The sequence below is a fragment of the Pseudomonas sp. EL_65y_Pfl2_R95 genome, from assembly GCF_963971045.1.
In the GTDB taxonomy this organism is placed as follows: Bacteria; Pseudomonadota; Gammaproteobacteria; order Pseudomonadales; family Pseudomonadaceae; genus Aquipseudomonas.
On record NZ_CAXAOV010000005.1, the window covers coordinates 163,290 to 189,390 of the forward strand.

Here is a 26,101-nt window from a genome sequence, read left to right on the forward strand (position 1 = left end):
ACTGCGACAGGCGCCCTGCAGCGTCAAGCAGGCACATGCTCAAGGTGCTCCGAGCATGAGCCGCTTGCAGCTATGGCCGGTCAGCCGAGACGAAAGCGGCCAGTGTTTTGCGCCAGCCCTTCACTGCCCAAACGCAACTGCTCTGAGGCTTGGCTGACGGCTTGGGCTCCATCAAGCAGGGTGCTGGCGTCTTGATCAACCTGCTGGATATTGCCGCTGACTTCATCCGCGGTGGCCGCTTGTTCCTCGGCAGCAGTGGCGATTTGCGCGAGGCGGTCACTGACCCGCTGCACCGATTCGACAATACCGCTGAGGTCTTCGCTCATCGCCAGCACACTGCTGACATCACCTTCGGCCTGTGCCACGGCTTGATCCATCATGCTTACCGACTCACCCACCACCTTGTGCAGGTCGGCCACGGTTTGGGCAATTTCAGCTGTAGAGTTTTGCGTGCGCTGCGACAGGCTACGGACTTCATCGGCAACCACAGCAAAACCACGCCCTTGCTCACCGGCTCGTGCCGCTTCGATTGCCGCATTAAGCGCCAGCAAGTTGGTCTGCTCGGCAATGCCCTTGATCACATCGACAACCCGGGTGATCTGCTCGGTTTGTTGTTGCAACTGTTTCAAGGTTGCCGAGCTGTCACCCAGACGCGCGCTAAGCTGACGCATGCTGGAACTGGTGCGCTCACTGCGCTGATTACTTTGGTTGGCCACTTCCTGGGTTTGCACCGCCTCGACCGCTGCTTCCTCGCAGCTCTGCGCGACACTTTGTGCAGTGGCCGCCATCTGTGTGGCAGCCGCAGCGATTTGGCTCATCTGTCCCTGCTGGCGCTCAACCGCCTGCAAGGCATTTTGCGCTTGTCGGCTGAGCACTTGCACAGTGCCACCCAAGCCCTCGCTTTCATGGTTAACTCCCTGAAGCGAGCCGCGCAGTTGATCCACAGAGGTATTCAGCGCTGAAGCGATCTGCGCCAGTTCATCTCTGCCATAGACCTGCATCTGCACACGCAAATCGCCATCACGCAGTCCTTGTGCGGCCGCAATAATCTCGCTGGCACTGCGACGGATCGACCAGTTGAGACAGACCAAACCATAGAGTGCGGTCAGCGTTAGCAAGGCGAATACCAGGACAACATTGAGCATGCGCAGTTGAGCGGCCTGCTGATAGCCCTTTTGGCTTTGTTCAAATTGCCGGGTTTCTGCGTCCTGCAGATCGAGCAGGTGCTGCTGCAAGGCTTCAATGCGCTGAATAAACTGCGCTGGGGTCAAGGCCATCGGGTTGGCGTCGAACATGTCCCGGTCAATTTCTTTCAAGAACAGATCTATACCTTGTTCAGCGGTCTTGAACGGCTGCTCCAAAATGTTCATCGAGTCAGGCGCGGTGCGCTCAAGGGTGTTATGCGCCTTGAGCAGCTGCGCACTGGACTCATCAATGCTGCGCCGAAGATCACGAATCCCCACGCGGCTCTGCAAGGTGAAATGCTCGGAAACCACTGCACCGTAACCGCGACTGGCAAAGCTGGCGAGGTTCTCAAGCAGACGCGGCAGGGTGAACGTCAACTGCTCCATCATCAGGTAAGTATCAAGATGAGGGTCAAGTATCATTCCACTGTCAGTAGCAATTTGCTCACGCAGGGCGGTGATGTGCTGGAGATTCATTTGGTAACGCTCAAGCGCATCAGGTAACGCAATGCTACCCAACTCAGAGACAGCCAAACGATTGCGATCGGCCTGGAGCGCTTGCATCAGCTCAGTTGCTTGACTCGACATGGCGCCGGCCGACAATTGCTCAGTCGCCTGCTTCAGCGCTTCATCAAGCTTAGCTTCGCGGGTGCGCAATAATGCTTGGGCAGGTTCATCGGTGCCTTTCCAACGCGCCAATAAAGTGCGCTGCTCCAACACTTCACGCTGCACCTGGGCCAATGCATGAATATCGTGAAGGCCTTTTACCTGATTATCAATCAGCCGCTGACCTGCCACATGCTCAGACCATATCGCCCATAAGGCATACGTCAACGGCAATATGAACAGGATTGCGAGTATCAAAAATTTACGGGCAAAACTAAAACGCTCGAGCAAACTCACGCCCGGCTTGAGTACTACAGTCATGACGACACCTCAAAACACTTAATGCACGCTCACTGGCAAGCGCAACAAGCTAATGTCCAAGCAAGAACTACGCCGATGCTAAATAGCCACTACCGAATCAAGTGACTGAAACATTCGGTTCATAGTTATATCGGCAGGAAAGCCATTCTCAATATGCTGTGAGTTGCATAATTTATGCTGCGCTGGGAGCGCTCAGAGGTGATGGTCGCCATCATGTCCTGATAAGCAATGATCTTGCCGAATAAACGCTCGAAACTCAGGTTATACGGCGGCTTATCAAAACCATTGGTGAACACCAGCCGTGCACCGTCCGCTTCCACGCGATGCTTTAAGCGCCAGACCAGAATTTCAACATTGCGCGCGCTGTTATAGAGCGCCTGCTGATCAGGCGTATCAAACAAGTAGAAGTCATCAATGTAGCCATAGGAGCGACTGAGCATGCCCCGCAACCCGGCCATGACGGCGTACACCCGGTCACCCTGAAAATGCACATCGAGAGCAACATCCATGGTCGACAATTCACTTTTGCCGAGATAGGCCGTTTGCTGGTTAAGCGGCGTTGACCAAAGCTGCTGTTGGCGGGAAAGAATGGTGGCATTGGGGGTTTTGTGCAGCTCATCCGGATTGCGCTCGTAAAGCTTGCCCATCAGCACAATCAGGCTCTGGTCGATGGTGCGCCAGTGCATATCGACCACCATGTCGATATCGGTCTTGGCAACATTACGCAGCTCAAGCGACTGACCGCTGCAGGCGAGCAGATTGACGCTTAACACCGCCAGCACAGCAATACGCATAAGGCCTGAGCCCATAAGCCTGATACCTGACGCGTGCGACACTAGAACAAAAGCCCGCCCAGGGAGAGGTAGTGAACGTCTTGCAGTTGCATGTGAGTCATCCTTGTATGCGCTAGTCCAATATTGTTATAGCGACAAACATAGAACACTCGCCTTCAAGTCTCAAACCCCTAATGACACCAACCGTAAGTCCGGTAGGGTGGGTGACGCTCTTTTCACCCACCAACTGCTACTCCGAGCGTCCATGTCATCTTGGTCAATTGGTTTTTCAACCAGGCTGGACAAGCGTAGCGCTGTCACGCCCTAGAAACCTAGCACTCCGGGCGTTCGACGGTATAACGCTCAGCCGGATTGATGGCGCCATCAAGCTCGCGTATGGCGCTGGCACCGATCAATAGCGGATAGTCAAAGTGAGTACGATCCGTCAGATTGACTTCTACAGTGCGCGATTGATGCCCCACACAGACTTCAAGATTGACCACAGGACGTTCAGTGGTCGAAGGGCTGCTTGAAGTGACATTGGTGCCCTCTTCTGCCCGGTTCTTGATCTCGGTAATACGCGCCAATGGCTGCTCATACACAGTGTCGTCTGCATCCTTAACGGCTAAACGGAAGCGAACCCACTCACCACCATCACGTTTAAACCGCTCAATGTCCTTGGCAGACAAGGACGCTGTCATAGCACCTGTGTCCATCTTGGCTTTTAAGGTCTGGCCTATTTGCGGCAGCGTGACCATTTCATAGCGACCATAGGTGTTCAGTTCGGAAGCTGGCTTGTCGGCAGCCATTACCGGCAGTGCTGCAGCCGGCAAAACCAGTAATGCAGTTAGCGCAATCACAATCTTCAAACGTCAGTTCTCCATAAAAGTCTGGTGTGTCTGACCCTGACCTTGAAAAGAGGTTCTGCTTAACTTGCAACACAAGATGTCGCACCCTGACTTGGACTGCGCGGCCGCGATGCCTATGATGTACGCGACTGAAAATATCAAGGAGTTGCCATGCGCCGCTTGCTCACTGGCCTGAGCGTTACCCTTTTATTGCTGGCCAACACCCTGATTCTGATCGGCCCGTTGCTGTTAATTGCCGTGGGAAAATTTATTTTGCCGGGCAAGGCGCTGAAGGCGAGTTGTTCGCGCGGGGTGATGTGGGTTGCCGAAACCTGGGCAGAAATTAACAAGCTGATTTTCGCCAGCCTACTGCCGACTGTCTGGGATATTCGCGGTAATGCGCAACTGCACAAGACCACCTCGTACCTGGTCATCAGCAACCACCAGTCGTGGGTCGATATCCCGGCACTGGTGCAGGCGTTCAACCGTAAGACGCCATATTTCAAGTTCTTCCTCAAGCAACAGTTAATCTGGGTGCCGTTTCTAGGGCTGGCATTTTGGGCCCTGGATTACCCCTTTATGCGCCGCTATTCCAAGGCTTATCTAGCCAAGCACCCTGAGCGCCGAGGCGAAGACCTGGACATTACCAAGCGCGCCTGTGAGAAATTCAAAGACCTGCCGGTGACCGTGGTCAACTACCTCGAAGGGACTCGCTGCACGCCAGCCAAGCAGGCCCAGCAAGGATCGCCCTATCGCCACCTGCTAAAACCCAAAGCCGGCGGTGTGGCCTTTGTATTGGCGGCATTAGGCGAGCAACTTGATGCGGTGCTGGACGTGACAGTGGTGTATCCGAGCGAGACAATTCCCGGATTCTGGGACTTGATCAGCGGGCAGGTGCCGAAGGTGGTCATTGATATTCAAACACTCGACCTCGACCCGGCATTGCACCAAGGCGATTACCAAAACGACGAGCAATTTCGGCAACAGGTGCAACAATGGGTCACCGAGATGTGGCAGCGCAAAGATGTGCGCATTGCCCAGATTCGCGGCGAGTTTCAGTTGTCTTGAATACCAGCTGCAGAAATAAAAAAGCCCGCCGCTCGGATAAACGACGGGCTTTTCCTGATTTGCCTAGTTAACCGGCACTAAACAAGCGGTGCGGATCGATAACGAATTTCTTCGGCACTCCGGCATCGAACTCACCATAACCTTGCGGCGCTTGGTCGAGACTGATCACCTGCACACCGACCACCTCGGCAATATTGATCCGGTCCCACATGATCGCCTGCATCAATTGACGGTTGTATTTCATGACCGGTGTTTGCCCGGTGTGGAAACTGTGCGATTTGGCCCAGCCCAGACCAAAGCGGATACTCAGGCTGCCAATCTTCGCTGCAGCGTCCACTGCCCCAGGATCTTCAGTCACGTACAAGCCGGGGATGCCGATTTTACCTGCCACTCGGACCACGCCCATCAGCGAGTTAAGCACCGTGGCTGGCGCCTCATGTTGCGCACCCGCGTGCCCGTGGCCACGCGCTTCAAACCCTACCGCATCAACTGCACAGTCAACTTCCGGCTCACCCAGCAGATCAGCGATCTGTTCGTGTAGCGGCGTGTCTTTCGACAAGTCAGCAATCTCAAAGCCTTGGGATTTGGCATGGGCCAGGCGCACGGGATTGACATCACCGACAATCACCACCGCAGCGCCCAGCAGACGCGCCGACGCAGCCGCTGCCAAACCTACAGGTCCAGCGCCGGCGACATAAACGGTGCTGCCCGGGCCAACACCTGCAGTCACCGCACCGTGATAACCGGTCGGCAGAATGTCAGAAAGGCAAGTCAGATCGCGGATTTTCTCCATCGCCTTATCACGATCAGGCAGCTTCAACAGGTTGAAATCAGCGTAAGGCACCAGCACGTAATCCGCCTGTCCGCCAGTCCAGTCACCCATGTCGACGTAACCATAAGCGCCGCCAGCCCGCGCCGGGTTCACCGTCAGGCAAACGCCGGTGTGTTGCTCTTTGCAGCTCCGGCAACGGCCGCAGGCGACGTTAAAGGGCACCGAAACCAGATCACCGATTTTAAGGTGTTCAACGTCCCGGCCTTTCTCGATCACCTCACCGGTAATCTCATGGCCCAGCACCAAACCCACCTGAGCAGTGGTTCGGCCCCGAACCATGTGTTGGTCAGAGCCACATATATTGGTGGAGACGACCTTGAGAATGACGCCGTGCTCGATTTTCTTGCCGCGTGGATCCTGCATTTTCGGGTAATCGATATTTTGCACCTCGACCTTTCCCGAGCCGAGATACACCACACCACGATTATCAGACATTGTTTGCTCTCCTTCTTGTTGTCGAAACAAAAGCGCAGCCAAGGCCACGCGGCTTTGCACTGGAGCATTTAACGTTGCTGAAGCATTCACAAAGGGGCCAATTCAAGCCCCTCAAGGCAGTGTGAAACATCAGCTTCAACGGGGTGATAGAGTGCCGGTCGCGTTACAACACGACCGTGCGATTGGCATTGAGAAAAACCCGTCGTTCAAGGTGATAGCCGATCGCTTTGGCTAACGTCAGGCACTCAATGTCTCGGCCTTTGGCGATCAAGTCTTCGGGGTAATGGCTGTGATCCACGGGTTCAACCGCTTGGGCAATAATCGGCCCTTCGTCCAAATCGTTATTGATGTAATGCGCAGTGGCCCCTACCAACTTCACCCCCTTTTGATAGGCCTGATGATAGGGTTTGGCACCTTTGAAGCCCGGCAGCAATGAGTGGTGGATGTTGATCGCCCAGCCGTCCAGTTTGCGACACAGTTCAGGCGACAACACCTGCATATAACGCGCTAGCACGACCAGTTCAGCGCCGGTGTCTTCGATAACTTGCAGCACCTTACGCTCTTGCGACGGCTTGTCATTGGGGTCGAGGGCAAAATGGTGATAGGGAATCTCATGCCAGCGGGCCAATGGCTCCAGATCCGGATGATTGGAAATCACCGCCACCACATCCATCGGCAGATGCCCAATCCGCTGGCGATAGAGCAAGTCATTCAGGCAATGATCCGACTTGGACACCATCAACACCACCTTGGGCCGATAGCCCGGTGGGGTCAGTTCGGTTTGCATCTCGAACATGCCACTGCGTTGATCAAGCTCCTTGCGAAAAGCCTGCTCATCGAAGCTATCCGGCTGGCGAAACTCAATGCGAATAAAAAATCGCGACGACAAGCGATCATCGAACGAATGATGCTCAGTGACATAGCAACGCTGCTCGAACAAGAACCGTGTCAGCGCATCAACAGTGCCGAGCACGCTCGGGCATTGCGCTGTCAAAATCCAGGTATCCGGGGTTCGGCTCATTACACTCTCCCTGCAATCACTAGCGTCATCAACCCAGCATTGCGCTTGAGACTGCACTGGGTTGATCATCGATAACTACAACTATTGGGTGATGCTCAGCCCGTACTCTGCGCTGGCATCTTGCAGCCAAAGCCAGAAGTAATCGGAAAAGCTGCGGCGGATCACCAGTTCCCAAGTGTCTTCAGCGGTGTGACGAATCACCAATTGCGCTTTGGCAAAGTGGGTGGCCACGGCCTTGCCGACCGGGAAATTGCTGGGGTGCACATCGTAAGAGGTCGATTTCATCAACACCTCACGCACCTTGCTGCCACTGAGTTCAAGCAGGGTTTGCCCGCCACTGACGTTGATGATCGAGATATGTTGACCGGCCAAGGCCTCGCGCAGCCTTTGCTCAATGGCAAACTCTTCGCCACTCGGCACGATCAGCAACCACTCGTCAGGCGACAGCCATTGCAGCGAGGTGCCGCCGCTGCTTGCCAGCGTCAGTGCGACCGGCAACTCCAGGCCCAGTGCGCTGTGCACACCACTGACAAAAACCGGGTCACTGGCATCGCCACGCAAGGTCAAATGGCCCAGCAGTTTTTTCTCGCGCAGGTTGACCCCGGCATGTTGCCCGCCTTTGCCAACCAGCTCATTCAAGCCTGCGTGGAACAGCGGCGACTCGGCTTGGGCAGCATCAGGACGCTGCTTATACACATTGACGTTAGACATTCTGGCGATCCCCTTTCGGGTCATAAAACACGGAGCTGACGATTTCGGCTTCAATCATGCTGCCATCCACCAACGGCGCAAAAACCCGTTCGCCGATGCGTTGCAGACCACCCTTGACCACCGCCATCGCAAACGAATAACCCAATGCGGCGCTCATGTAGCTGGAGGTGACGTGACCGACCATGGTCATCGGGATCGATTGTTTCGGGTCGAACACCAACTGCGCGCCCTCCGGCAACACCTGGTTGGGATCAACCGGCTTCAGGCCGACCAATTGCTTGCGCTGTTCGCGCACGCAATCTTCTCGGTTCATACCGCGCCAGCCGATCCACGAGAACGGCTTGGTACGGCCGACACACCAGCCCATATTGAGATCGTCCGGAGTGACCGAACCATCGGTGTCTTGACCGACAATGATGAAGCCCTTCTCAGCCCGCAAAACGTGCATGGTTTCTGTGCCATAAGGGGTCAAACCGTGCTTCTTGCCAGCTTCAATGATCTTTTCCCACACGCCCATGGCGTAATCCGCCTGGACGTTGACTTCGTAGCTCAGCTCGCCGGTAAAGGAAATCCGGAACACCCGCGCTGGAACGCCTCCGACCTCACCTTCTTTCCACGTCATAAACGGGAAGGCTTCTTTATCGAGGTCGATATCAGTGACTTCAGCCAGCAACTTGCGGCTATTAGGCCCCGACAGCGTCATGGTCGCCCAGTGATCAGTGACCGAAGTGAAATACACCTTCAATTCTGGCCACTCAGTCTGGTGATAGATTTCCAGCCAATCCAGTACCCGCGCTGCGCCGCCGGTGGTGGTGGTCATCAGAAAGTGGTTATCGGCCAAGCAGGCGGTAACACCGTCATCGAAGACCATGCCGTCTTCTTTGCACATCAGGCCATAACGCGCCTTGCCGACATCCAACTTGGTCCAGGCGTTGGTATAGACCCGGTTGAGAAACTCACGGGCATCCGGGCCTTGGATATCGATCTTGCCCAGGGTCGAGGCATCCAGAATACCCACGGCGTTGCGTACGGCCAGGCACTCGCGGGCGACGGCTGCATGCAGGTCTTCACCATTTCTTGGGAAATACCAAGGGCGCTTCCACTGGCCGACATCTTCAAACTCGGCGCCATTGGCCAGATGCCAGGACTGCATCGCGGTATAGCGATTAGGCTCAAACAGCGCACCGCAGTGACGCCCAGCCACCGCCCCAAAGGTAACCGGCGTGTAATTCGGCCGGAACATGGTTGTGCCCATCTGCTCGATGCTGATCCCCAGCGAACGTGCAGCAATGGCCAAACCGTTGATATTGCCAAGCTTGCCTTGGTCAGTACCGAAACCCAGCGCGGTATAACGTTTAACATGCTCGACCGACTCAAAACCTTCACGGGTTGCCAGCTCGATACCCGCGGCGGTGACGTCGTTCTGGAAGTCAACGAACTGCTTGGGCGCACGGGCGGTGGGTTTGTCGTGCGGCACTTGAAACAGGGCAGTACTGGCTTCTTCCTGGCGCGCTTCAGCACTTGGCAGCGTACCCACAACAGCTTTGAACCCAGACTCGGATGCGGCCAAAACACCGGCCTCGAAACCATCTGCCAAGGTATCGCCCAAGGCAAAAACACCTCTCACAGCCCCTGCACACACTCGTTTCTGCAGGCCTTCGCCCGGGACAAATGCCAGCAGATTTTCTTGCCAGGTTGGCCGACCACCCAAGTGTGAAGCCAGGTGAACCACCGGACTGTAGCCACCAGAGCTGACGATGAGGTCGCAATCAAGCACCTCACCTGGGCTTGTGACTTTAAAGGAGGCGACATCAATCGCACAGATTCGCGCCGCATTGACCCGCTTACTGCCGCGGGCTTCGACCACAGCACTGCCAGTAAGAATTCGTACGCCGCGAGACCGGGCCTCTTCAACCCAAGCCCCCCGTGGATTAGCCCGCACATCGGCAACCGCCACCACTTGCTGGCCTGCATCAAGCCAGTCGAGGACCACGCGGTAGGCGTAGTCATTGTTGGTTGATAGCACCAGCTTGCGCCCCGGCAGCACTGCGTAGCGGCGTACATAGGTTGAGACAGCGCCGGCCAGCATATTGCCCGGCACATCGTTATTGGCGTAAACCAGCGGCCGTTCATGGGCGCCCGTTGCCAGCACCACGCGCTTGGCACGAACCCGATGCATACGCTGGCGCACCGTACCCATTGGCGCCAATTCGCCAAGGTGGTCGGTCATGCGTTGGTGAATGGTCAGAAAGTTATGGTCGTGGTACCCGTTAACCGTTGAGCGCGGCAACAAAGTCACCTCGGCCATGCCCTGCAATTCAGCCAGCGCCTTTGCCACCCACTCAGCGGCAGGTTTGCCATCGAGTTGTTCGCGGGTGTCAAGCAAGCTGCCGCCAAACTCCTCCTGCTCGTCGGCCACAATTACTCGGGCACCGCTGCGTCCGGCAGCCAAGGCGGCGGCCAAGCCTGCTGGCCCTGCGCCAACTACCAACACATCGCAGTGCTGGTTGAGGTAGTCATAACTGTCCGGGTCAACTTCAGTCGGTGCACGACCAAGCCCTGCGGCCTTACGAATGTACTTCTCATACGTGAGCCACAGGTTTTGCGGGTACATAAAGGTCTTGTAGTAGAAACCGGGCGGCATCATCTTGCCGCCGACTTTGCCGAGTATCCCCATCATGTCGGTATTCACGCTCGGCCAGCCGTTGGTGCTGGTGGCGACGAGGCCTGCATATAACGCTTGCTGGGTAGCCCGCACGTTGGGAATTTGCGCCGCTTCGGTCGACCCGATTTGCAGCACGGCGTTAGGCTCCTCACTGCCAGCGGCGACAATCCCGCGGGGGCGCGAATATTTGAAGCTGCGCCCCACAACATCGACACCATTGGCCAGCAATGCCGCAGCCAATGAGTCACCTTCAAAACCCTGATAGGACTCGCCGTTGAAACTGAAACTCAATGGCTGGCCGCGGTTGACCCGGCCACCACTTGCAAGACGATTGATCTGACTCATGCCGTGACTCCTTCAGCGCTGGCTTTTGCCGCAGCGACACTGGCCTCGGTAACGCTCGGCTTCACGCCGATCTTGTAGGTTTCAAGAATTTCGTAGGTCACGGTATGGCGTGTGGCATTGAAAAACTTACGGCAACCGGCTGAATGCACCCACAATTCGTGGTGGATACCGCGCGGATTGTCGCGAAAGAAAATGTAGTCGCCCCACTCGACATCACTGCAGGCGCCCGGATCTTCCGGGCGGGCAATATGGGCTTGGCCGTGAGCGTGAAACTCTTCTTCAGAGCGCATCTCTTCGCAATGAGGGCAAAAAATATTGAGCATGGTCTGTGGCCCTCTTAGTGAGCTACGGCAGCAGCGCCGTGCTCGTCGATCAATGCGCCGGTGTGGAAACGGTCCATGGCAAAGGGTTTGGCCAGCGGGTGCATTTCACCCTTGGCCAGGCTCGCGGCGAACACATGACCCGAGCCGGGCGTCGCCTTGAAACCGCCGGTGCCCCAACCGCAGTTGAAGAACAAATTAGGCACAGGGGTTTTCGAGATAATCGGGCATGCGTCCGGGCTGGTGTCGACGATGCCGCCCCATTGACGGTTCATCCGTACCCGCGACAGCACGGGAAACATCTCGACGATGGCTTGCAGAGTGTGCTCGATGGTGGGGTAGGAGCCCCGCTGGCCGTAGCCGTTCCAGCCGTCGATGCCGGCACCGATCACCAGGTCGCCTTTGTCTGACTGACTGATGTAACCGTGCACCGCGTTGGACATGATCACGCTGTCGATCACCGGCTTGATCGGTTCAGATACCAGGGCCTGCAAGGGGTGTGATTCCAGCGGCAAACGGAAACCGGCGAGTTTTGCCATGTGCCCCGAGTTACCGGCAGTCACCACGCCAACGCGCTTGCCGCCGATAAAGCCACGATTGGTTTCAACGCCAATCACCACGCCATTTTCTTTGCGAAACCCGGTCACTTCAGTTTGTTGCAGCAAGTCCACGCCCAAGGCATCGGCGGCGCGGGCGTAACCCCAGGCCACTGCGTCGTGACGGGCCACGCCACCGCGACGCTGCACCGTGGAACCCATGATCGGGTAACGGGTGTTTTTGCTGCAATCAAGATAGGGAATTTCCTCGGCTACCTGACGCGCATCGAGCAATTCGCCATCCACGCCGTTAAGCCGGTTGGCGCTGACCCGGCGCTCAGAGTCACGCATGTCCTGCAGGGTGTGGCACAGGTTGTAGACCCCGCGCTGGGAAAACATGACGTTGTAGTTCAGGTCCTGCGACAGTCCTTCCCACAACTTCATCGCGTGCTCGTAAAGCTGAGCCGACTCATCCCACAGGTAGTTGGAGCGCACAATGGTGGTGTTACGCGCGGTATTACCGCCGCCCAGCCAGCCTTTCTCCACCACCGCGACGTTCTTTACGCCGAATACTTTGGCGAGGTAGTACGCGGTTGCCAGGCCATGGCCGCCGCCGCCGACGATAATCACATCGTAGACTGGTTTGGGAGTCGGATTGCGCCACATGCGCTGCCAGTTCTCATGGTGACTGAAGGCATGTTTGAACAGGCCAAAGCCAGAATATCGTTGCATGTGATGCTCCTAAAATTTAACCCGCCATGACCCAGTCGCTTGTTATGTCATCAAGGGTAAACGGGGTAATCCGCGCAGAGACCGCCAGCCTGAGCGGCGACTTGTGCTTCAACATCGGCATCACCGAGGTGATCGAGGATGTCGCAAATCCAGCCCGCCAGGGCGATGCATTGGGTTTCCTTGAAGCCACGGGTGGTCACGGCTGGTGTGCCGATACGCAAGCCCGATGTCACGAACGGCGACTGCGGGTCGTTGGGCACAGCATTCTTGTTGACTGTGATGCCCGCACGGCCCAAGGCGGCATCGGCGTCTTTACCGGTGATGCCTTGCTTGATCAAACTAACCAGAAACAGATGGTTGTCCGTGCCGCCAGAGACCACGTCAAAACCGCGATCAATAAACACCTGAGCCATGGCTTTAGCGTTGTTGATAACCTGCGCCTGATACGCCACAAAGCTGGGTTCCAAGGCCTCTTTGAAGCACACCGCCTTACCGGCGATGACGTGCATCAAAGGTCCGCCCTGAGCGCCGGGAAATACTGCAGAGTTGAGTTTCTTCTCAATCTCCTCGTTGCTTTTGGCCAGAATCAGACCACCACGCGGTCCGCGCAGGGTTTTGTGGGTGGTGGTGGTGACAACGTCGGCAAATGGCAATGGATTGGGGTACAGACCTGCGGCAACCAGGCCGGCAACATGAGCCATGTCTACGAAAAGATAGGCGCCAACCTTGTCGGCAATTTCGCGGAAACGCGGAAAATCGAGGGTTTTCGAGTAGGCAGAGAACCCCGCCACAATCATCTTCGGCTTGTGCTCCAGAGCAAGGCGCTCGACTTCGTCGTAATCAATCAAGCCGGTGCTGGTGTCGATTCCGTACTGCACCGCGTTGTACAGCTTGCCCGATGAGCTGACTTTAGCGCCGTGAGTAAGATGGCCACCATGGGCCAGGCTCATGCCTAAAATGGTGTCGCCCGCTTGCAACAAGGCCAGGTACACCGCCGAGTTGGCTGATGAACCTGAGTGCGGCTGGACGTTGGCGTAATCAGCACCAAACAGTTGCTTGGCGCGATCAATCGCTAGCTGTTCAACCTTATCCACGAATTCGCAACCGCCGTAATAGCGCTTGCCCGGATAACCTTCCGCGTATTTATTGGTCAGCCCGCTGCCTTGCGCTTCCATCACCCGCTTGCTGGTGTAGTTCTCCGAGGCGATCAGCTCGATATGGTGTTCCTGACGCTGCTCTTCTTCATTAATGGCACTCAGTAAAGCGTCGTCGTAACCCTGAATCTGGTCATGCTTGCTGAACATCGCTGATCTCCTGCGGCACTTTTGTTAGGCACGGTGAGTTCCCGTTTGCAGCGATGGTAAGACTCGGCTCAGACGGCCAGATGCCTATGTACGTCATGGGGAAATTCGTTTACGACATGCCGATGTCGCAAATCAGCAACTGCGCGTTTCCAGCCGCATCAGCTCGCGGTCCGCACGTCAGAAAAGATCGCGAGTTAAGGCTGACTTGGCAAAAAACCTCGTGCTATAGTCGTTGCACAGCAGGCGTCTCCTGCTGCCTTTCAAGCAAAATGGCTGAAGCACCCATGACTTTCGCGCATCCATCAACTCAGGTATCCACAGTTACGTTAACTGCTGAGTTCGCGCGAGCATTGCCCTTCGCCATCGCACCACCACCTGTCGCAACTCCCCCTCGCGGCGTTTGCCCGCCGCCAGCGCCATAAGCGTTCGTTTAACACCGACACTTTTTTCTGGCCCCAGTATCAACCTTGCACCGGTTTGATTAGCCCGTGTTTGGGGCCTTTGGCTTTACGACAGGATCAACCCAATGAAATCCAGCCACGCACTGGAGGCTTATGTCTCCACCACGCTATTTGTGCTGCTTTGGAGCAGCGGTGCAATTTTCGCCAAATGGGGCCTTGAGCACTCATCGGCATTCGCTTTTCTACTGCTGCGCTTTGCCATCGCCTTCGGCGCATTACTGCTGATCGGCATCTATCGCAAACGCTTACTGCCAGAAAGCGGCACAGGCCCGCGCGTTGCAGCGACCGGTTTGATCATGATCGGCGGTTACTCGGTGTGTTATTTGATGGCGCTCGATAACGGCATCACACCCGGGGTACTCGCCACCCTGCTGGGCGTACAACCCATTCTGACCCTGCTGGTTCTGGAGCGTCGGTTTGCAGTGTCCCGCTTGCTCGGGCTGGGGCTGGCATTGACGGGTCTGGTCTTGGTGGTATTGCAGAGCGTGCTCAAAGCCGACTTCTCTGTTGTCGGCATTGCTTTTGCGCTGGGTGCAGTGCTGTGCGTCACCAGCGGCGCAATTGCACAAAAAAGCATTCAGCAAGAACCCGCCCAGGTGCTGCCACTGCAATATGCGATCAGCTTGCTATTGTGCGTGGCGGTAGCCCCCACGCAACCGCTTCACTTCGAACACTCGATTAGCTTTTTGATTCCTGTGCTGTGGCTGGGCTTGGTGATTTCAGTGATTGCGCAACTCTTGCTGTATCGGTTAATCCGCGCCGGCAATCTGGTTAACGTCACCAGCTTGTTTTATCTGGTGCCCGTAGTCACTGCCGTTATGGATTATGTGTTTCTCGGCAACCTGCTTTCAGGCCTGAGCCTATTGGGGATGATGGCTATTTTGCTGGGGCTGGCACTGGTATTTCGCCAGCCCAAATCACCTTCGTCAGGCACTTGCTGAGTTTTACCCCAAGCCAGGGTGGACAGGCTTCGCGTTTGTGCGCCCCAAGTATCCGCCGGGCGGGTAGCGCTTATTCCGTCCACCTGGGTTTGTGAATATCTGGGCTGTTCGCCCAACCTCGCGTAAAATGCGGCCATACCCGCCTGCCCTCACGAGGGGCATTCAGGCTACGGCCAGAAGGACCCAAGATGACCGACCAAACGCAACAGTTCGCCAGTGACAACTATTCCGGTATTTGCCCAGAAGCCTGGGCCGCAATGGCGGAAGCCAACCACGGCCACGACCGGGCTTACGGTGATGATCAGTGGACCGCCCGCGCGGCCGACCATTTCCGCAAGCTGTTTGAAACTGACTGCGAAGTATTCTTTGCCTTTAATGGTACAGCCGCCAACTCACTGGCATTGGCTGCGCTTTGCCAGAGCTATCACAGCGTTATTTGCTCCGAGACAGCCCACGTCGAAACCGATGAATGTGGCGCTCCGGAGTTCTTCTCCAACGGCTCGAAATTGCTGGTCGCAAGCAGTGAAAGCGGCAAGATGACCCCACAATCCATCTGTGAAGTCGCCCTTAAGCGTCAGGATATTCACTACCCAAAACCCCGGGTTGTGACCCTGACTCAAGCCACTGAAGTCGGGACCGTCTATACCCCGCAAGAGATCCGGGCGATCAGCGAGACCTGTCATGAGCTCGGCCTTAACCTGCACATGGACGGCGCACGTTTCTCCAACGCCTGCGCATTTCTTGGCTGCACCCCCGCAGAGTTGACCTGGAAAGCCGGGGTCGATGTGCTGTGCTTTGGCGGCACCAAAAACGGCATGGCGGTAGGCGAAGCGATTTTGTTCTTCAACAAGGACTTGGCCGAAGACTTCGATTACCGCTGCAAGCAAGCGGGCCAGCTCGCCTCCAAGATGCGCTACCTGTCAGCGCCATGGGTTGGCATCCTGCAGAACGGTGCGTGGTTGCATTACGCCCAACATGCCAATAGCTGCGCACGCTTGCTGGCTGAGTTGGTCAGCGATGTTCCCGGCGTCAGCCTGATGTTCCCGGTGCAGGCCAACGGCGTATTCCTGCAGATGTCGGAACCGGCGCTGGAAATCCTGCGCAACAAGGGTTGGCGTTTCTATACCTTTATTGGTGCCGGCGGCGCACGGTTTATGTGCTCATGGGACACCGATAAAGAACGCGTGCGCGAGCTGGCAGCTGATATCCGTGCGGCCATGGTCAATGCCTAAACCTCAATAAAAGCCTACCTGAGGCCTCCCTCAACACAGGCAAAACAGCCCTGTAACTTAATCGCAAGCAAAGCCATCAGAGGTCAACACCTGTACCTCTGATGGCCTGGCGGCGTTTAGCTCACTTCTTGGGTGCCCTCGGCTTTGTGGCCTTTTTCGCGGCCGGCTTAGCCGCTTGCTTAACGGCGGGTTTTGCTGCAGGTTTGGCTGCCGATTTAGCCACAGGTTTGGCGGATTTTTTCGCACCCGCTTTGACTGCCGCATTGTCCGCGGCTTTGGCCGCCGGGCTTGGAACGGCTGCGCCGGTGCTTTCGACAAACAACTTGTAGTACTCCTCTGCCAGTCTGCGAATGGCCTTGCCAATATTGGCATAGTCATATTCATTGAGATTGGCCAGCGAAACACGCCATGAAGGGTGGGTTGTGCCGAAACCCTTACCCGGCAGCAGGATCACCCCGGTTTCTTCTGCAAGGCGGAACAGCGCCTGATTGGGCTGCAGCCTATTCAACATCCAGGCGACGAATTTCTCGCCGTACATTTCCTCGGCCAGCTCTTCCAAATCAATCAAATGGTAGTAGCGAACAGAGTTGGGATCATGGGGCATAGGCAGGCCGAGCTCGCGGTACAGCGCCTCTTTACGGCGCAACACGATGCGCTTCATTTCAGCCTTGTAGGCACCCGGCTCATCCATCAGGCAGAACAGTGAGAACAAGGTCATCTGCGCCTGCACCGGCGTAGACAAACCTGCGGTGTGGTTCAGCGCCACGGTGCGACTGTCGGCCACCAGCCGGTCAATGAATTTAAGTTTTTCAGGGGCCGTGGTAATGGAGCTGTAACGATGATTCAGTTGATCGCGCTTGGCCTTGGGCAAGCTGGCAATCTTGGCATCGATGATGTTGTCTTCGTGGGTCGCAACGACCCCCATGCGCCAGCCGGTTGCGCCGAAATACTTGGAGAACGAGTAGACCAGAATGGTGTTGTAAGGGCAGACCGCAAACAACGAAACAAAGTTGTCGGCAAAGGTGGCGTAGACATCATCAGTGAGAATGATCAGGTCAGGCCGTTTTTTAACAATCTCGGCGATGTAATGCAGGGTCTCGTCATCAATCTTCACTGATGGCGGGTTGCTTGGGTTGACCAGGAAAAAAGCTTTGACTTTAGGGTCCAGCAGCTTGTCGAGCTCTTTGTGGGTGAATTGCCATTTGTTCGATTGCGGCGCCTCGACCGACAGCGAGATGAGGTTGTAATCGCTTAGCTGCGGAATCTCGATATAGGGCGTGAAGATCGGCATGCCCAGCGCAATGGTGTCACCTGCATTGATCACATGGTTGGCTTTGAGGCTGGCAAACAGGTACGTCATTGCTGCGGTGCCGCCTTCCAGGGCGTACATGTCAAACTTGCCGACAAAGGGATAATTGCCAATCATTTCGTCGTAGATGTACTTGCCGACGATGATCTCGCTCATCACCAGCATGCGATCGGGCACCGGGTAATTACAGCCCAAAATCGCTTCGCACATCTCGTAAATAAAGTCGCCGACATTAAGGCCCATCTGATCGCTTACATAGGACACCGCCGCCTCGATAAAGCGCACACCGGGCGCATTTTCATGCTGCTTGGCAAACAGCTCAAAGCGCGCCTCAATGCCCTCACGCTTGGGAAAGCCGCCGACATGCTCCATGTACATGTAGGATCGTTCGGCTTCAGTCATGGCGAACAGACCAAACTGGAAAAAACCATGACGAGGGGTGGTTGCCAGGAAGTTGGGGTTTCCCCGCCCTGCGTTTAACATCAACTGGTGACTTTGGACCGCTCGCTGCATCAAGGCGTCTTTTAACTCAAAAGGGCTCAACAGCGCGATTTTGTCCGGGTCGCTAAAATCCATGTTGCCTCTCCTTACTTATGACTAAGCAAACTGCCAGCCGCACTCAGGCGCAGCCTGGCTTCCGAAAACAGCACATCGTCAAACAAAGGCCACCACCAACGGCCCCAACAAGGTCAAAAACACATTCGCCAGCGCATAGGTAATCGCGAACGGCACAGTCGGCACTGTGTTTTCGGCTTTATCCAGTACTTCACCAAAGGCCGGGTTGGCACTGCGCGAACCGCTAAGTGCGCCGGCGAAGATGGCCACGTTGTCGTAGCGCAAAATGTAGCGGCCAAACAGCATGGTCAGCACCAAAGGCAACACCGTGACCACAATGCCAATACCGAAAATCAGCAGCCCTTGGTCCATCACCGTATGCACCGCTTGCAGGCCAGAGGAAATCCCTACCACGACGACAAATCCTGCCAGGCCCAGATCCTTGAGAATCTGCACCGCGCCGCTGGGCATCTCGCCAAAGGTCTGCCGACGCGAGCGGAACCAACCGAACAGCAAGCCCGATAACAGGGCACCGCCGCCGCTGCCCAAGGTCAGTGGAATAGAGCCAATACGCGCGGTAAGCAGGCCAATTAACAGGCCGACAACCAAACCGGCGCCCATGTAGACGAAGTCGGTTTTAGCGCTTGGAACAATGGCATGGCCGACTTGCTCAACCACCCGATTAACATCCTGATCGGCGCCAAAGATACTCACCACATCACCCAACAGCACCGTGGTATCGGGCTCCATTGCCAGGGCTTTGCCCTGACGGGTGATCTGCGAGACATACACGCCATGGCGCACGTCCTGCGCAACTTCGGCGCGGATATCGCCAAATTTACGTTTGTCGAACAACGGGTTGGTAAGCACTACATCGCGACGCTGCATGGTCAATTCCATGTCTTCGACGTCATTCAGCTCGGTTCCCAGTCGTGGCGCTATGCTCACCACCGCAGGCCGCCGCCCAACTACGAGGACGATATCGTCGGGTTGCAGCAGCATCTCGGGGCTGGGTTGCAGAATTTGCTTGTCGCGTTTGACCCGTTCGATGGTGATCGGGATCTCGGTACTCAGCTCCAACGCCTGAATGGTGGTTGCGGTGTTCGCCGGCAGCCGGAAGATCCGCCCAACCAGATCAGGCGCGGCGGCCTGTTGATCCGGTCCGTAAACCTGTACGCCGGTCTGGGCGCTGGTTTCGGCCTTCAGTGCATCTTCCTTGATCGAGCGCCCCATAAACCGTGGCAGCAAGTTGACGCAGACCAAAATCGCGCCGAACGAACCAAACACGTAAGTCACCGCATAACCGACCGCGACATTGCCTTGCAAGCGCTGAACCTCATCGGCGGCCAGTCCCAACCGGGCAATGGCGTCACCGGCGGTGCCGATGATCGCCGACTGCGTCAGTGCACCAGCGGCAACACCAGCGGCCAACCCCTTGTCCAGGCCAAACCACTTGGCCAGGACTACCACGGTCAGCAGCCCAGTGATGGCGAGCACTGCAGCCAAAATGATTTCCTTGATCGACTGCATGCCCAGCGACCTGAAAAAATCTGGCCCGCTTTCATAGCCAACGGCGTAAATAAACAGGGCAAACATGACCGCCTTGACCCCATCATCAATTTGAACCCCTACCTGGCTGACCACCACCGCCACCAGCAACGAGCCTGCGACACCGCCGAGCTGGAACTTGCCGAACTTGATCTTGCCGATGTAGTAGCCCACCGCAATCGACAGAAACAATGCAATTTCCGGCGATTTGTTGAACAACTCGTGTAACCAGCTCATGAGTCCACCTCGGAGTAATGGATATAAAGTACTGACCGCTAGCCTGACTGCATGGAACTGGCCAAGCCGACAATAAGGGGCCCCATCAAGGGCAGTACAACGTTGGAAATGGCATAGGTGATGGTGTAACCCAACAGCGGTGTCGAGTTTCCACATGCGCTTTGAATGGCACTGAGTGCGGGGGTACTGCACTGTTGCCCGGCAATCGCCCCTAACAAAATCGGCGCGCTGAGTTTTAGCAAGAAATGGCCTGCCAGCAGCGACACAGTGGCAGGCACAACAGCAATGGCTACACCGAGCATAGGCAAGGTAAAGCCATATTGCTTAATCAGTTCGATGGCCTGCGGTCCGGAAGCCAAGCCCACCGCCGCGATAAAACCGGCCAGGCCCAAGTCTTTAAGCAGGGCCAATGCATCAGGGTTGACCGTATGCAGGTCCGCACGGCGCGCGTGATACCAACCCAGCACCAGCCCGGTCACCAACACACCACCACCGGTGCCCGCCGAGAACTCAATGGTGCCGATTTTCAGCGAAAAGCTGCCCAGCCAGGTGCCCAGCGCAATACCAATGCCGACAATGCCAATATTGCTGGTTAGCTTGTCCGGTAATTGTTTGCCGATGCGATTCAGCAGCGAGTCGGAGGCGCGTCGGCCGTGGGCGTTAGCATCGTAAATCTGCAGAATATCCTGACGCTGCAAGCGGGTGGCGGGCAACGCAGGCACCATCACTTCACCCCGGCGTATGGCCGACACGTGTACCCCTATCGGCAGCGCCAACGCTTGCAGCGGCTGGTTTACCAGGCCATCGGCAAGCACCACCACGTCGTAGGTTTCCAGGGCAAGGGTCAGCGCCCGGGCGTCAGCCGTTTCGGTGCCCAGTGACGAGGCCACCTCAATCAGTGACCCTCGATACCCCACCAATAACACGTGATCGCCCCGGTGCAATTTCAGCCAGGGCGACATAGCAAGCATATGGCCATTTCGTTGTACTCGAACAATACTGCTCTGCTGACCCAGACGTTGTTGAATATCCGCAACCCTGTGGCCAGCACCCGCCTCCACACGGTAGGCCCGTCCGATCACATTGGGGGCGGCATCCTGTCCGTCGCTGTCGACACTGCCACCCATCTGCACCCAGAGTTTTTCTGCCTCTTCGCGTAGGTTAACCCGCAGCAGCAGCGGAAATAGCTGGCTGGTGATAATGACGATGGTGATCAAGCCGCAGATATAGGTAATGGAATACGCGGTCACCACATTGCCTTGGAGGCGGACGATCTCGGCATCAGGCAAGGGCAAACGCGAAATGGCGTCGGTAGCGGTTCCGACCACCGCGGACTCAGTCGCGGCACCCGCCATCATGCCTGCCGCCGTGCCGGGGTCCAGGTCCATGACCGCAGTAGCCGTTAGCACCATAGCCAGCACCACGACCACTTCAATCAGGCAGAACAGACCCAGACGTATGCCTTTCGCATTGAGGCTGGAAAAAAACTGCGGGCCGCCGCTGTATCCCAAGGCAAAAATGAACAACATAAAAAACACGTTCTTGATGCCGGCATCGACTGTAATGTTCAGTTGGCCTATCACCAGCGCGGCGATCAGGGTGCCGCACACACCGCCCAGCTGAATCGGCCCTAACCGCACCTGACCAATCGCATAGCCGATGCTCAGCGCCAGAAAAATGGCCAGCCCGGGGACATTCTGTAATGCCTCAACAACTAGGGTGATCAAATCGCCGAGCATTAAGAATCCCTTCTTGGCAGTCATTAGGACGGCAGGTTCTGGTCGTGGGGCAATCAGCTTGAAACGCCTATGCCAGCGCACCCTAAGAGGTAAGCAGATCACAGACTCTCAGGATCAAAAGCCGACGAGCGGTTTCGGTATTTGTCGAGAAAAATAAGACTCGTTTGGCAACCGCCCTGCTCTAATTAATGCGGTATCAGGCCTGTAAAGAACTGGTCTCGGACCTATCGTTACCTGCGCAGGCGTTGAATAAAGACACCGACTGGTTAAATAACCCTATGCTATCGGCTGTGTGTGAGGTGCAACCCTGCGCCTGATTCAACTCATCGATAATCAAGGTGACGCCATGCGTGGAAGTTGTTTGTGCGGTGCGATTGAATACCATGTTGAGCAACTCGATATGCCCATCAGCCATTGCCATTGCGACACTTGTCGCAAGGCGCATTCCGCGGCCTTTGCTTCAACGGCAGGGGTGATGCGCGAGCACTTTCACTGGACCAGGGGTGAAGACAAACTCAGCGCCTATGAGTCATCCGCGGGCAAGTTCAGGCACTTTTGCTCGATTTGCGGCTCACAACTGATAGCCCAGCGGCCCGCTCAGGCCCATGTCATTGTGCGCGTCGCGACATTGGATGAAGACCCGGGCAGCAAACCCGCTCAACATATCTGGTGCAGCCACGACAAACCCTGGCTGGCACCTGACGATACCCATATTCCGCGCCATCCAGAGTGGCAACCGGGCCGCTGACCCATCACCCCCAACCCGAGGATTCAGAGGATGCAACTGCAAGGAAAAGTCGCCTTTATTACCGGCGCAGCGAGCGGCATTGGTAAACAGATTGCCGCCGTCTTTGCCGCCGAAGGTGCCAGCGTAGTGATTGCCGACCTCAACTTCGCGGCCGCCCAACAAACCGCCAAAGAACTCTCCGCCAGCCGGGGCAAAACCTTGGCAGTCGAAGTTGATGTGACCGATGAGGATCAAGTTAACGCCGGGGTTGAGTTAGCCGTTAAGACCTTTGGCGGCATTGATATTCTGGTCAGCAACGCGGGCATCCAGATCATCCAGCCGGTTCAGGATTTAAGCTATGCCGATTGGAAGAAGATGTTGGCGATTCACCTCGACGGCGCCTTTTTAACCACCAAGGCCTGCCTCAAGCATATGTACGCTCAAGGCCGGGGCGGCAGCATCATCTACATGGGTTCGGTACATTCGAAAGAGGCCTCCAAGCTAAAAGCACCCTATATCACGGCTAAACACGGCTTATTGGGCTTGGCCAAAACAGTGGCCAAAGAAGGTGGCCCAGCTGGTATCCATGCCAATGTCATTTGCCCCGGCTTTGTGCGCACACCTCTGGTGGATAAACAGATTCCCGAGCAAGCGAAGGAACTGGGCATCAGTGAAGAACAGGTGATCAGCAATGTGATGCTTAAAGATACCGTCGATGGCGAATTCACCAGCACCGAAGATGTGGCGCGCGTAGCCCTGATGTTTGCTGCATTTCCGAGCAACGCGCTAACGGGTCAGTCGCTGATCGTCAGCCACGGCTGGGGCATGGAGTAAGCCGGAGGCGCACAGGGTCAGCGCTCAGCGGACCCTGATTGGCGCAGCTTAAAACTCGATCGCCACATCACCTTGAGGCACGCTGCAGCAGGATAAAATGTAGCCCTCTGCAACGTCCTCATCAGTGATCCCACCGTTGTGCTCCATGCTCACCTCACCCGAGGTTTTCAGCACCTTACAGGTGCCACAAATGCCCATGCCACAGGCTTTGGGAATGTGCAGACCCAACTGCGCGGCTGCGGAGTGAACGGTTTCCCCCGGCGCCACGCGAATGCTTTTACCGGTCAAGACAAACTCGACCTGACGCAGGTCAGTGGCGGGCACTTCTGCAGCATCTGCAGCCTCGGCGGCTAGCTCTTTGACATCGGCGCGCACTTCTGGCGGCGTCGGACCAAAGGCTTCTTCGTGATAGCGCTGCATGTCGTAATTATTGGCTTGCAACAAGCGTTTGACTGCCGCCATGTATGGCGTAGGTCCGCAGCAGAAAATCTCGCGCTCAAGGTAATCCGGAGCCATCAGTTCCAACATCGGCTGGCTGAGATAACCGCGATACCCTGCCCAGGCTTCACCCAGGCCGTGTTTTTCGCAAATCACATGCAGGCTGAAGTTGTTGATCCGCGCGGCCATGTGCTCCAGCTCGCGGTGATAAATAATGTCCTTTGGCGAACGCGCACTGTGCACAAACACCATATCCACATTGGCATTGGTGTCGTAATACCAGCGGGCCATGGACATCACCGGTGTGATACCGACACCGCCACTGAGAAACAGCACCTTGTCCGAGGGAAAATCAATCGCATTGAAATTACCCACCGGGCCATGCACAGCCAGGTCCTGCCCTTCTTGCAGGTTGTCGTGCAGCCAATTGGAGACCTTGCCGCCCGGTACGCGCTTAATGGTGATGGAGAAACTGTAGGGCACCGACGGCGCGCTGGATATGGTGTACGAGCGCATGATCGGTAAACCATCGATCTCAAGCTCAAGGGTCACGAATTGCCCCGGCTTGAAGAAGTACAGCACTGGCTGGTCCGCCATAAAGCAAAAGGTGCGCACATCCCAGGTTTCCTGAATCACCTTGACGCAGCGTACCAGGTGCCGCCCGTTGCTCCAGGTCTGGGTGGTAACCGGGTTTAAAAAATCATTGGTGGTCATGCACGTGTCTCCGCGCGCGGCCGGATATCGGCCTAGATGGGGCGGATTGTGCTTAAGCTGCTGCCCCGCCATTTACCTGTCAGCGACATTCACATACTTATCGCGACCTGCCTGATAACACGGGCCATAGCGCGTCGGAAACGGATTCAGCCGTGTCGCCCATAGATATGGATAACAACGCGCGCCCAGCCACACTCGACCTCAGCCGAAACACAACTAACCGCGCCTACGGTCTGTGCTCAAGCAGGGTTGTCTGCTTCAGATAATCCGCCACTCGGCCGGCGAAAACAGACCCGTTAGCTCGCCTTGCGATTGCAGTTAAAACCACTTTTACGGCGGCTAAACCCGCCATTGAGGAGTTAATGATGGACGTCACTTCGACCCTGAGCCTGGGCGACCCTCTTGAGCCGGCACGCAAGGCCACAGCCGAGATGCTGCACAACCGCGAGCGAACCTTTTCCTTGCCGCAACCCTTCTACAACGATGAGCGGCTGTTCCAGATCGATATGCAGGAGATCTTCCATAAAGAGTGGCTGATCGCCGGCATGACATGCGAAATCCCCACCAAGGGCAATTACCTGACCCTGCAAATTGGCGATAACCCGATCATCGTGATTCGCGGTGCAGAAGGCGTGGTTCACGCCTTTCACAATGTGTGTCGCCACCGTGGCTCACGCTTGTGCACCAGCGACAAAGGCAAGGTTGCCAAACTGGTCTGCCACTACCATCAATGGACTTACGAGCTTGACGGCCGTTTGCTCTTTGCGGGAACTGAAATGGGCGCCGACTTCGACATGCAGCAATACGGCCTCAAGCCAGTCAACTGCAAGGTCGCAGGCGGCTATGTGTTTATTTCGCTGGCGGAAAACCCGCCCGCAATCGACGATTTCCTTGAAACCCTGGCCCATTACATGGAGCCCTATGACATGGAAAACACCAAGGTGGCGGTGCAAACCACCCTGGTGGAAAAGGCCAACTGGAAACTTGTATTAGAGAACAACCGCGAGTGCTATCACTGCAATGGCGCGCACCCTGAGCTGCTGAAAAGCCTGCTCGAATGGGATGACGTTACCGACCCCCGTGCCGATCAGGCATTCAAAGATCACGTCGCCGAATCAGCCGCCAAATGGGACGCCGAGAAAATCCCCTTTGCCCATGCCAGCTTTGGCTTGCGTAACCGTATCGTGCGCATGCCGCTGCTCAAGGGCACTGAGTCCATGACCATGGATGGCAAGCGTGGCTGTCAGAAGCTGATGGGCCGCATCCAAAACCCGGAGCTTGGTTCGATGCGCATCCTGCACTTGCCCCATTCGTGGAACCATTGCATGGGCGATCACCTGATTGTATTCACGGTATGGCCGATCAGCGCCCAGGAAACCGTGGTCACCACCAAATGGCTGGTGCACAAGGATGCAGTTGAAGGGGTTGATTACGACCCTGCCCGGCTCACTCAAGTCTGGGATGCAACCAACAACCAAGATCGCCGTCTGGCCGAAGAAAATCAGCGCGGCATCAACTCCACCGCGTATCAACCCGGCCCATACTCGAAAACCTACGAGTTTGCGGTGGTTAACTTTATCGACTGGTACAGCGAGCGCCTGCTCAATAACCTTGGCGCGCAGCCAATCCCCCAGCTGCGCCAAGTCGCAACGGAATAACCTGGGT

At 56.3% G+C, this 26,101-nt stretch carries 20 protein-coding genes and 1 pseudogene; 6 read left to right on the forward strand and 15 right to left on the reverse strand.

The window, feature by feature from the left end; all coding sequences use genetic code 11:
• Positions 1–80 precede the first annotated feature (80 nt).
• The 4 genes and pseudogenes from AACY09_RS22080 to rloA2 all read right to left on the reverse strand — a co-directional run bounded on the left by AACY09_RS22080 (position 81) and on the right by rloA2 (position 3,753).
• Entirely contained in the window at positions 81–818 is a 738-nt protein-coding gene (locus AACY09_RS22080) for a methyl-accepting chemotaxis protein (RefSeq protein WP_445323871.1), read from the reverse strand.
• Between the two features lie 123 nt (positions 819–941).
• Positions 942–2,111, reverse strand: a pseudogene (locus tag AACY09_RS22085) (HAMP domain-containing protein); the annotation flags it as partial.
• Positions 2,112–2,236: 125 nt separating this feature from the next.
• Complete coding sequence (locus AACY09_RS16540; RefSeq protein WP_339489553.1) at positions 2,237–2,920, reverse strand: hypothetical protein; 684 nt, start codon at positions 2,918–2,920, stop codon at positions 2,237–2,239.
• A 296-nt stretch (positions 2,921–3,216) separates the two neighbouring features.
• Positions 3,217–3,753 (reverse strand): retropepsin-like aspartic peptidase RloA2, encoded by a 537-nt coding sequence (gene rloA2, locus AACY09_RS16545; protein ID WP_339489554.1) that lies wholly within the window; start codon positions 3,751–3,753, stop codon positions 3,217–3,219.
• A gap of 150 nt (positions 3,754–3,903) precedes the next feature.
• Here rloA2 and AACY09_RS16550 point away from each other — a divergent pair, with 150 nt between their 5' ends.
• Positions 3,904–4,800: an acyltransferase gene (locus tag AACY09_RS16550; RefSeq protein WP_339489555.1), complete on the forward strand. Its 897-nt coding sequence runs from the start codon at positions 3,904–3,906 to the stop codon at positions 4,798–4,800.
• Positions 4,801–4,867: 67 nt separating this feature from the next.
• Here AACY09_RS16550 and fdhA read toward each other — a convergent pair whose 3' ends face one another.
• The 7 genes from fdhA to glyA all read right to left on the reverse strand — a co-directional run bounded on the left by fdhA (position 4,868) and on the right by glyA (position 13,701).
• The gene (fdhA, locus tag AACY09_RS16555) at positions 4,868–6,067 is read right to left on the reverse strand and encodes a formaldehyde dehydrogenase, glutathione-independent (protein ID WP_339489556.1); all 1,200 of its coding nucleotides are present in this window, start codon (positions 6,065–6,067) and stop codon (positions 4,868–4,870) included.
• Positions 6,068–6,230: 163 nt separating this feature from the next.
• On the reverse strand, positions 6,231–7,088 hold the full coding sequence (gene purU / locus AACY09_RS16560; protein WP_339489558.1) for a formyltetrahydrofolate deformylase: 858 nt from the start codon (positions 7,086–7,088) through the stop codon (positions 6,231–6,233).
• A gap of 81 nt (positions 7,089–7,169) precedes the next feature.
• Positions 7,170–7,799, reverse strand: a complete 630-nt coding sequence (locus AACY09_RS16565; RefSeq protein WP_339489560.1) for a sarcosine oxidase subunit gamma — start codon at positions 7,797–7,799, stop codon at positions 7,170–7,172.
• Positions 7,792–10,809: a sarcosine oxidase subunit alpha gene (locus AACY09_RS16570; protein WP_339489562.1), complete on the reverse strand. Its 3,018-nt coding sequence runs from the start codon at positions 10,807–10,809 to the stop codon at positions 7,792–7,794. Before AACY09_RS16570 ends, AACY09_RS16565 begins: the two co-directional genes overlap by 8 nt.
• Positions 10,806–11,132 (reverse strand): sarcosine oxidase subunit delta, encoded by a 327-nt coding sequence (locus AACY09_RS16575; RefSeq protein ID WP_339489563.1) that lies wholly within the window; start codon positions 11,130–11,132, stop codon positions 10,806–10,808. The genes AACY09_RS16570 and AACY09_RS16575 overlap by 4 nt, the downstream gene beginning before the upstream one ends.
• A gap of 14 nt (positions 11,133–11,146) precedes the next feature.
• A complete protein-coding gene (locus AACY09_RS16580) occupies positions 11,147–12,397 on the reverse strand; it encodes a sarcosine oxidase subunit beta (protein WP_069898183.1) in 1,251 nt (416 codons plus the stop codon).
• 50 nt (positions 12,398–12,447) lie between these two features.
• Entirely contained in the window at positions 12,448–13,701 is a 1,254-nt protein-coding gene (glyA, locus tag AACY09_RS16585) for a serine hydroxymethyltransferase (RefSeq protein WP_339489565.1), read from the reverse strand.
• A 526-nt stretch (positions 13,702–14,227) separates the two neighbouring features.
• On the opposite strand from glyA, the gene AACY09_RS16590 reads away from it, so the two are divergent.
• Together AACY09_RS16590 and AACY09_RS16595 are read left to right on the forward strand one after the other, a co-directional pair.
• Positions 14,228–15,103: a DMT family transporter gene (locus AACY09_RS16590; protein ID WP_339489566.1), complete on the forward strand. Its 876-nt coding sequence runs from the start codon at positions 14,228–14,230 to the stop codon at positions 15,101–15,103.
• 188 nt (positions 15,104–15,291) lie between these two features.
• Positions 15,292–16,335: a threonine aldolase family protein gene (locus AACY09_RS16595; protein ID WP_339489568.1), complete on the forward strand. Its 1,044-nt coding sequence runs from the start codon at positions 15,292–15,294 to the stop codon at positions 16,333–16,335.
• Positions 16,336–16,456: 121 nt separating this feature from the next.
• Here the strand turns inward: AACY09_RS16595 and AACY09_RS16600 are convergent, their stop codons facing one another.
• The 3 genes from AACY09_RS16600 to aspT (AACY09_RS16610) form a co-directional block, all read right to left on the reverse strand.
• Positions 16,457–18,220 carry a bifunctional aspartate transaminase/aspartate 4-decarboxylase gene (locus AACY09_RS16600; RefSeq protein WP_339489570.1) on the reverse strand — a complete coding sequence of 588 codons (1,764 nt, stop codon included), beginning with the start codon at positions 18,218–18,220 and terminating at the stop codon, positions 16,457–16,459.
• A gap of 78 nt (positions 18,221–18,298) precedes the next feature.
• Positions 18,299–19,984: an aspartate-alanine antiporter gene (gene aspT, locus AACY09_RS16605; RefSeq protein WP_339489572.1), complete on the reverse strand. Its 1,686-nt coding sequence runs from the start codon at positions 19,982–19,984 to the stop codon at positions 18,299–18,301.
• Positions 19,985–20,022: 38 nt separating this feature from the next.
• Positions 20,023–21,723, reverse strand: a complete 1,701-nt coding sequence (gene aspT, locus AACY09_RS16610; protein ID WP_339489574.1) for an aspartate-alanine antiporter — start codon at positions 21,721–21,723, stop codon at positions 20,023–20,025.
• 346 nt (positions 21,724–22,069) lie between these two features.
• Here aspT (AACY09_RS16610) and AACY09_RS16615 point away from each other — a divergent pair, with 346 nt between their 5' ends.
• Together AACY09_RS16615 and AACY09_RS16620 are read left to right on the forward strand one after the other, a co-directional pair.
• Entirely contained in the window at positions 22,070–22,471 is a 402-nt protein-coding gene (locus AACY09_RS16615; protein WP_339489575.1) for a GFA family protein, read from the forward strand.
• 30 nt (positions 22,472–22,501) lie between these two features.
• On the forward strand, positions 22,502–23,284 hold the full coding sequence (locus AACY09_RS16620; RefSeq protein ID WP_339489576.1) for a 3-hydroxybutyrate dehydrogenase: 783 nt from the start codon (positions 22,502–22,504) through the stop codon (positions 23,282–23,284).
• Positions 23,285–23,332: 48 nt separating this feature from the next.
• On the opposite strand, the gene gbcB is transcribed toward AACY09_RS16620, so the two are convergent.
• Positions 23,333–24,436: a glycine-betaine demethylase subunit GbcB gene (gbcB, locus tag AACY09_RS16625; RefSeq protein ID WP_339489577.1), complete on the reverse strand. Its 1,104-nt coding sequence runs from the start codon at positions 24,434–24,436 to the stop codon at positions 23,333–23,335.
• A gap of 365 nt (positions 24,437–24,801) precedes the next feature.
• Here gbcB and gbcA point away from each other — a divergent pair, with 365 nt between their 5' ends.
• Positions 24,802–26,094 carry a glycine-betaine demethylase subunit GbcA gene (gene gbcA / locus AACY09_RS16630; protein ID WP_339489578.1) on the forward strand — a complete coding sequence of 431 codons (1,293 nt, stop codon included), beginning with the start codon at positions 24,802–24,804 and terminating at the stop codon, positions 26,092–26,094.
• Positions 26,095–26,101 lie beyond the last annotated feature (7 nt).

What these genes read in the sequence shown, in the direction of transcription:
- AACY09_RS22080 (WP_445323871.1), bottom strand. Translation starts at nt 818, where the DNA reads ATGAGCCAAATCGCTGCGGCTGCCACACAGATGGCGGCCACTGCACAA.
- AACY09_RS16540 (WP_339489553.1), bottom strand. Translation starts at nt 2,920, where the DNA reads ATGGGCTCAGGCCTTATGCGTATTGCTGTGCTGGCGGTGTTAAGCGTC.
- AACY09_RS16550 (WP_339489555.1), top strand. Translation starts at nt 3,904, where the DNA reads ATGCGCCGCTTGCTCACTGGCCTGAGCGTTACCCTTTTATTGCTGGCC.
- fdhA (WP_339489556.1), bottom strand. Translation starts at nt 6,067, where the DNA reads ATGTCTGATAATCGTGGTGTGGTGTATCTCGGCTCGGGAAAGGTCGAG.
- purU (WP_339489558.1), bottom strand. Translation starts at nt 7,088, where the DNA reads ATGAGCCGAACCCCGGATACCTGGATTTTGACAGCGCAATGCCCGAGC.
- AACY09_RS16565 (WP_339489560.1), bottom strand. Translation starts at nt 7,799, where the DNA reads ATGTCTAACGTCAATGTGTATAAGCAGCGTCCTGATGCTGCCCAAGCC.
- AACY09_RS16570 (WP_339489562.1), bottom strand. Translation starts at nt 10,809, where the DNA reads ATGAGTCAGATCAATCGTCTTGCAAGTGGTGGCCGGGTCAACCGCGGC.
- AACY09_RS16575 (WP_339489563.1), bottom strand. Translation starts at nt 11,132, where the DNA reads ATGCTCAATATTTTTTGCCCTCATTGCGAAGAGATGCGCTCTGAAGAA.
- AACY09_RS16580 (WP_069898183.1), bottom strand. Translation starts at nt 12,397, where the DNA reads ATGCAACGATATTCTGGCTTTGGCCTGTTCAAACATGCCTTCAGTCAC.
- glyA (WP_339489565.1), bottom strand. Translation starts at nt 13,701, where the DNA reads ATGTTCAGCAAGCATGACCAGATTCAGGGTTACGACGACGCTTTACTG.
- AACY09_RS16590 (WP_339489566.1), top strand. Translation starts at nt 14,228, where the DNA reads ATGAAATCCAGCCACGCACTGGAGGCTTATGTCTCCACCACGCTATTT.
- AACY09_RS16595 (WP_339489568.1), top strand. Translation starts at nt 15,292, where the DNA reads ATGACCGACCAAACGCAACAGTTCGCCAGTGACAACTATTCCGGTATT.
- AACY09_RS16600 (WP_339489570.1), bottom strand. Translation starts at nt 18,220, where the DNA reads ATGGATTTTAGCGACCCGGACAAAATCGCGCTGTTGAGCCCTTTTGAG.
- aspT (WP_339489572.1), bottom strand. Translation starts at nt 19,984, where the DNA reads ATGAGCTGGTTACACGAGTTGTTCAACAAATCGCCGGAAATTGCATTG.
- aspT (WP_339489574.1), bottom strand. Translation starts at nt 21,723, where the DNA reads ATGCTCGGCGATTTGATCACCCTAGTTGTTGAGGCATTACAGAATGTC.
- AACY09_RS16615 (WP_339489575.1), top strand. Translation starts at nt 22,070, where the DNA reads ATGCGTGGAAGTTGTTTGTGCGGTGCGATTGAATACCATGTTGAGCAA.
- AACY09_RS16620 (WP_339489576.1), top strand. Translation starts at nt 22,502, where the DNA reads ATGCAACTGCAAGGAAAAGTCGCCTTTATTACCGGCGCAGCGAGCGGC.
- gbcB (WP_339489577.1), bottom strand. Translation starts at nt 24,436, where the DNA reads ATGACCACCAATGATTTTTTAAACCCGGTTACCACCCAGACCTGGAGC.
- gbcA (WP_339489578.1), top strand. Translation starts at nt 24,802, where the DNA reads ATGGACGTCACTTCGACCCTGAGCCTGGGCGACCCTCTTGAGCCGGCA.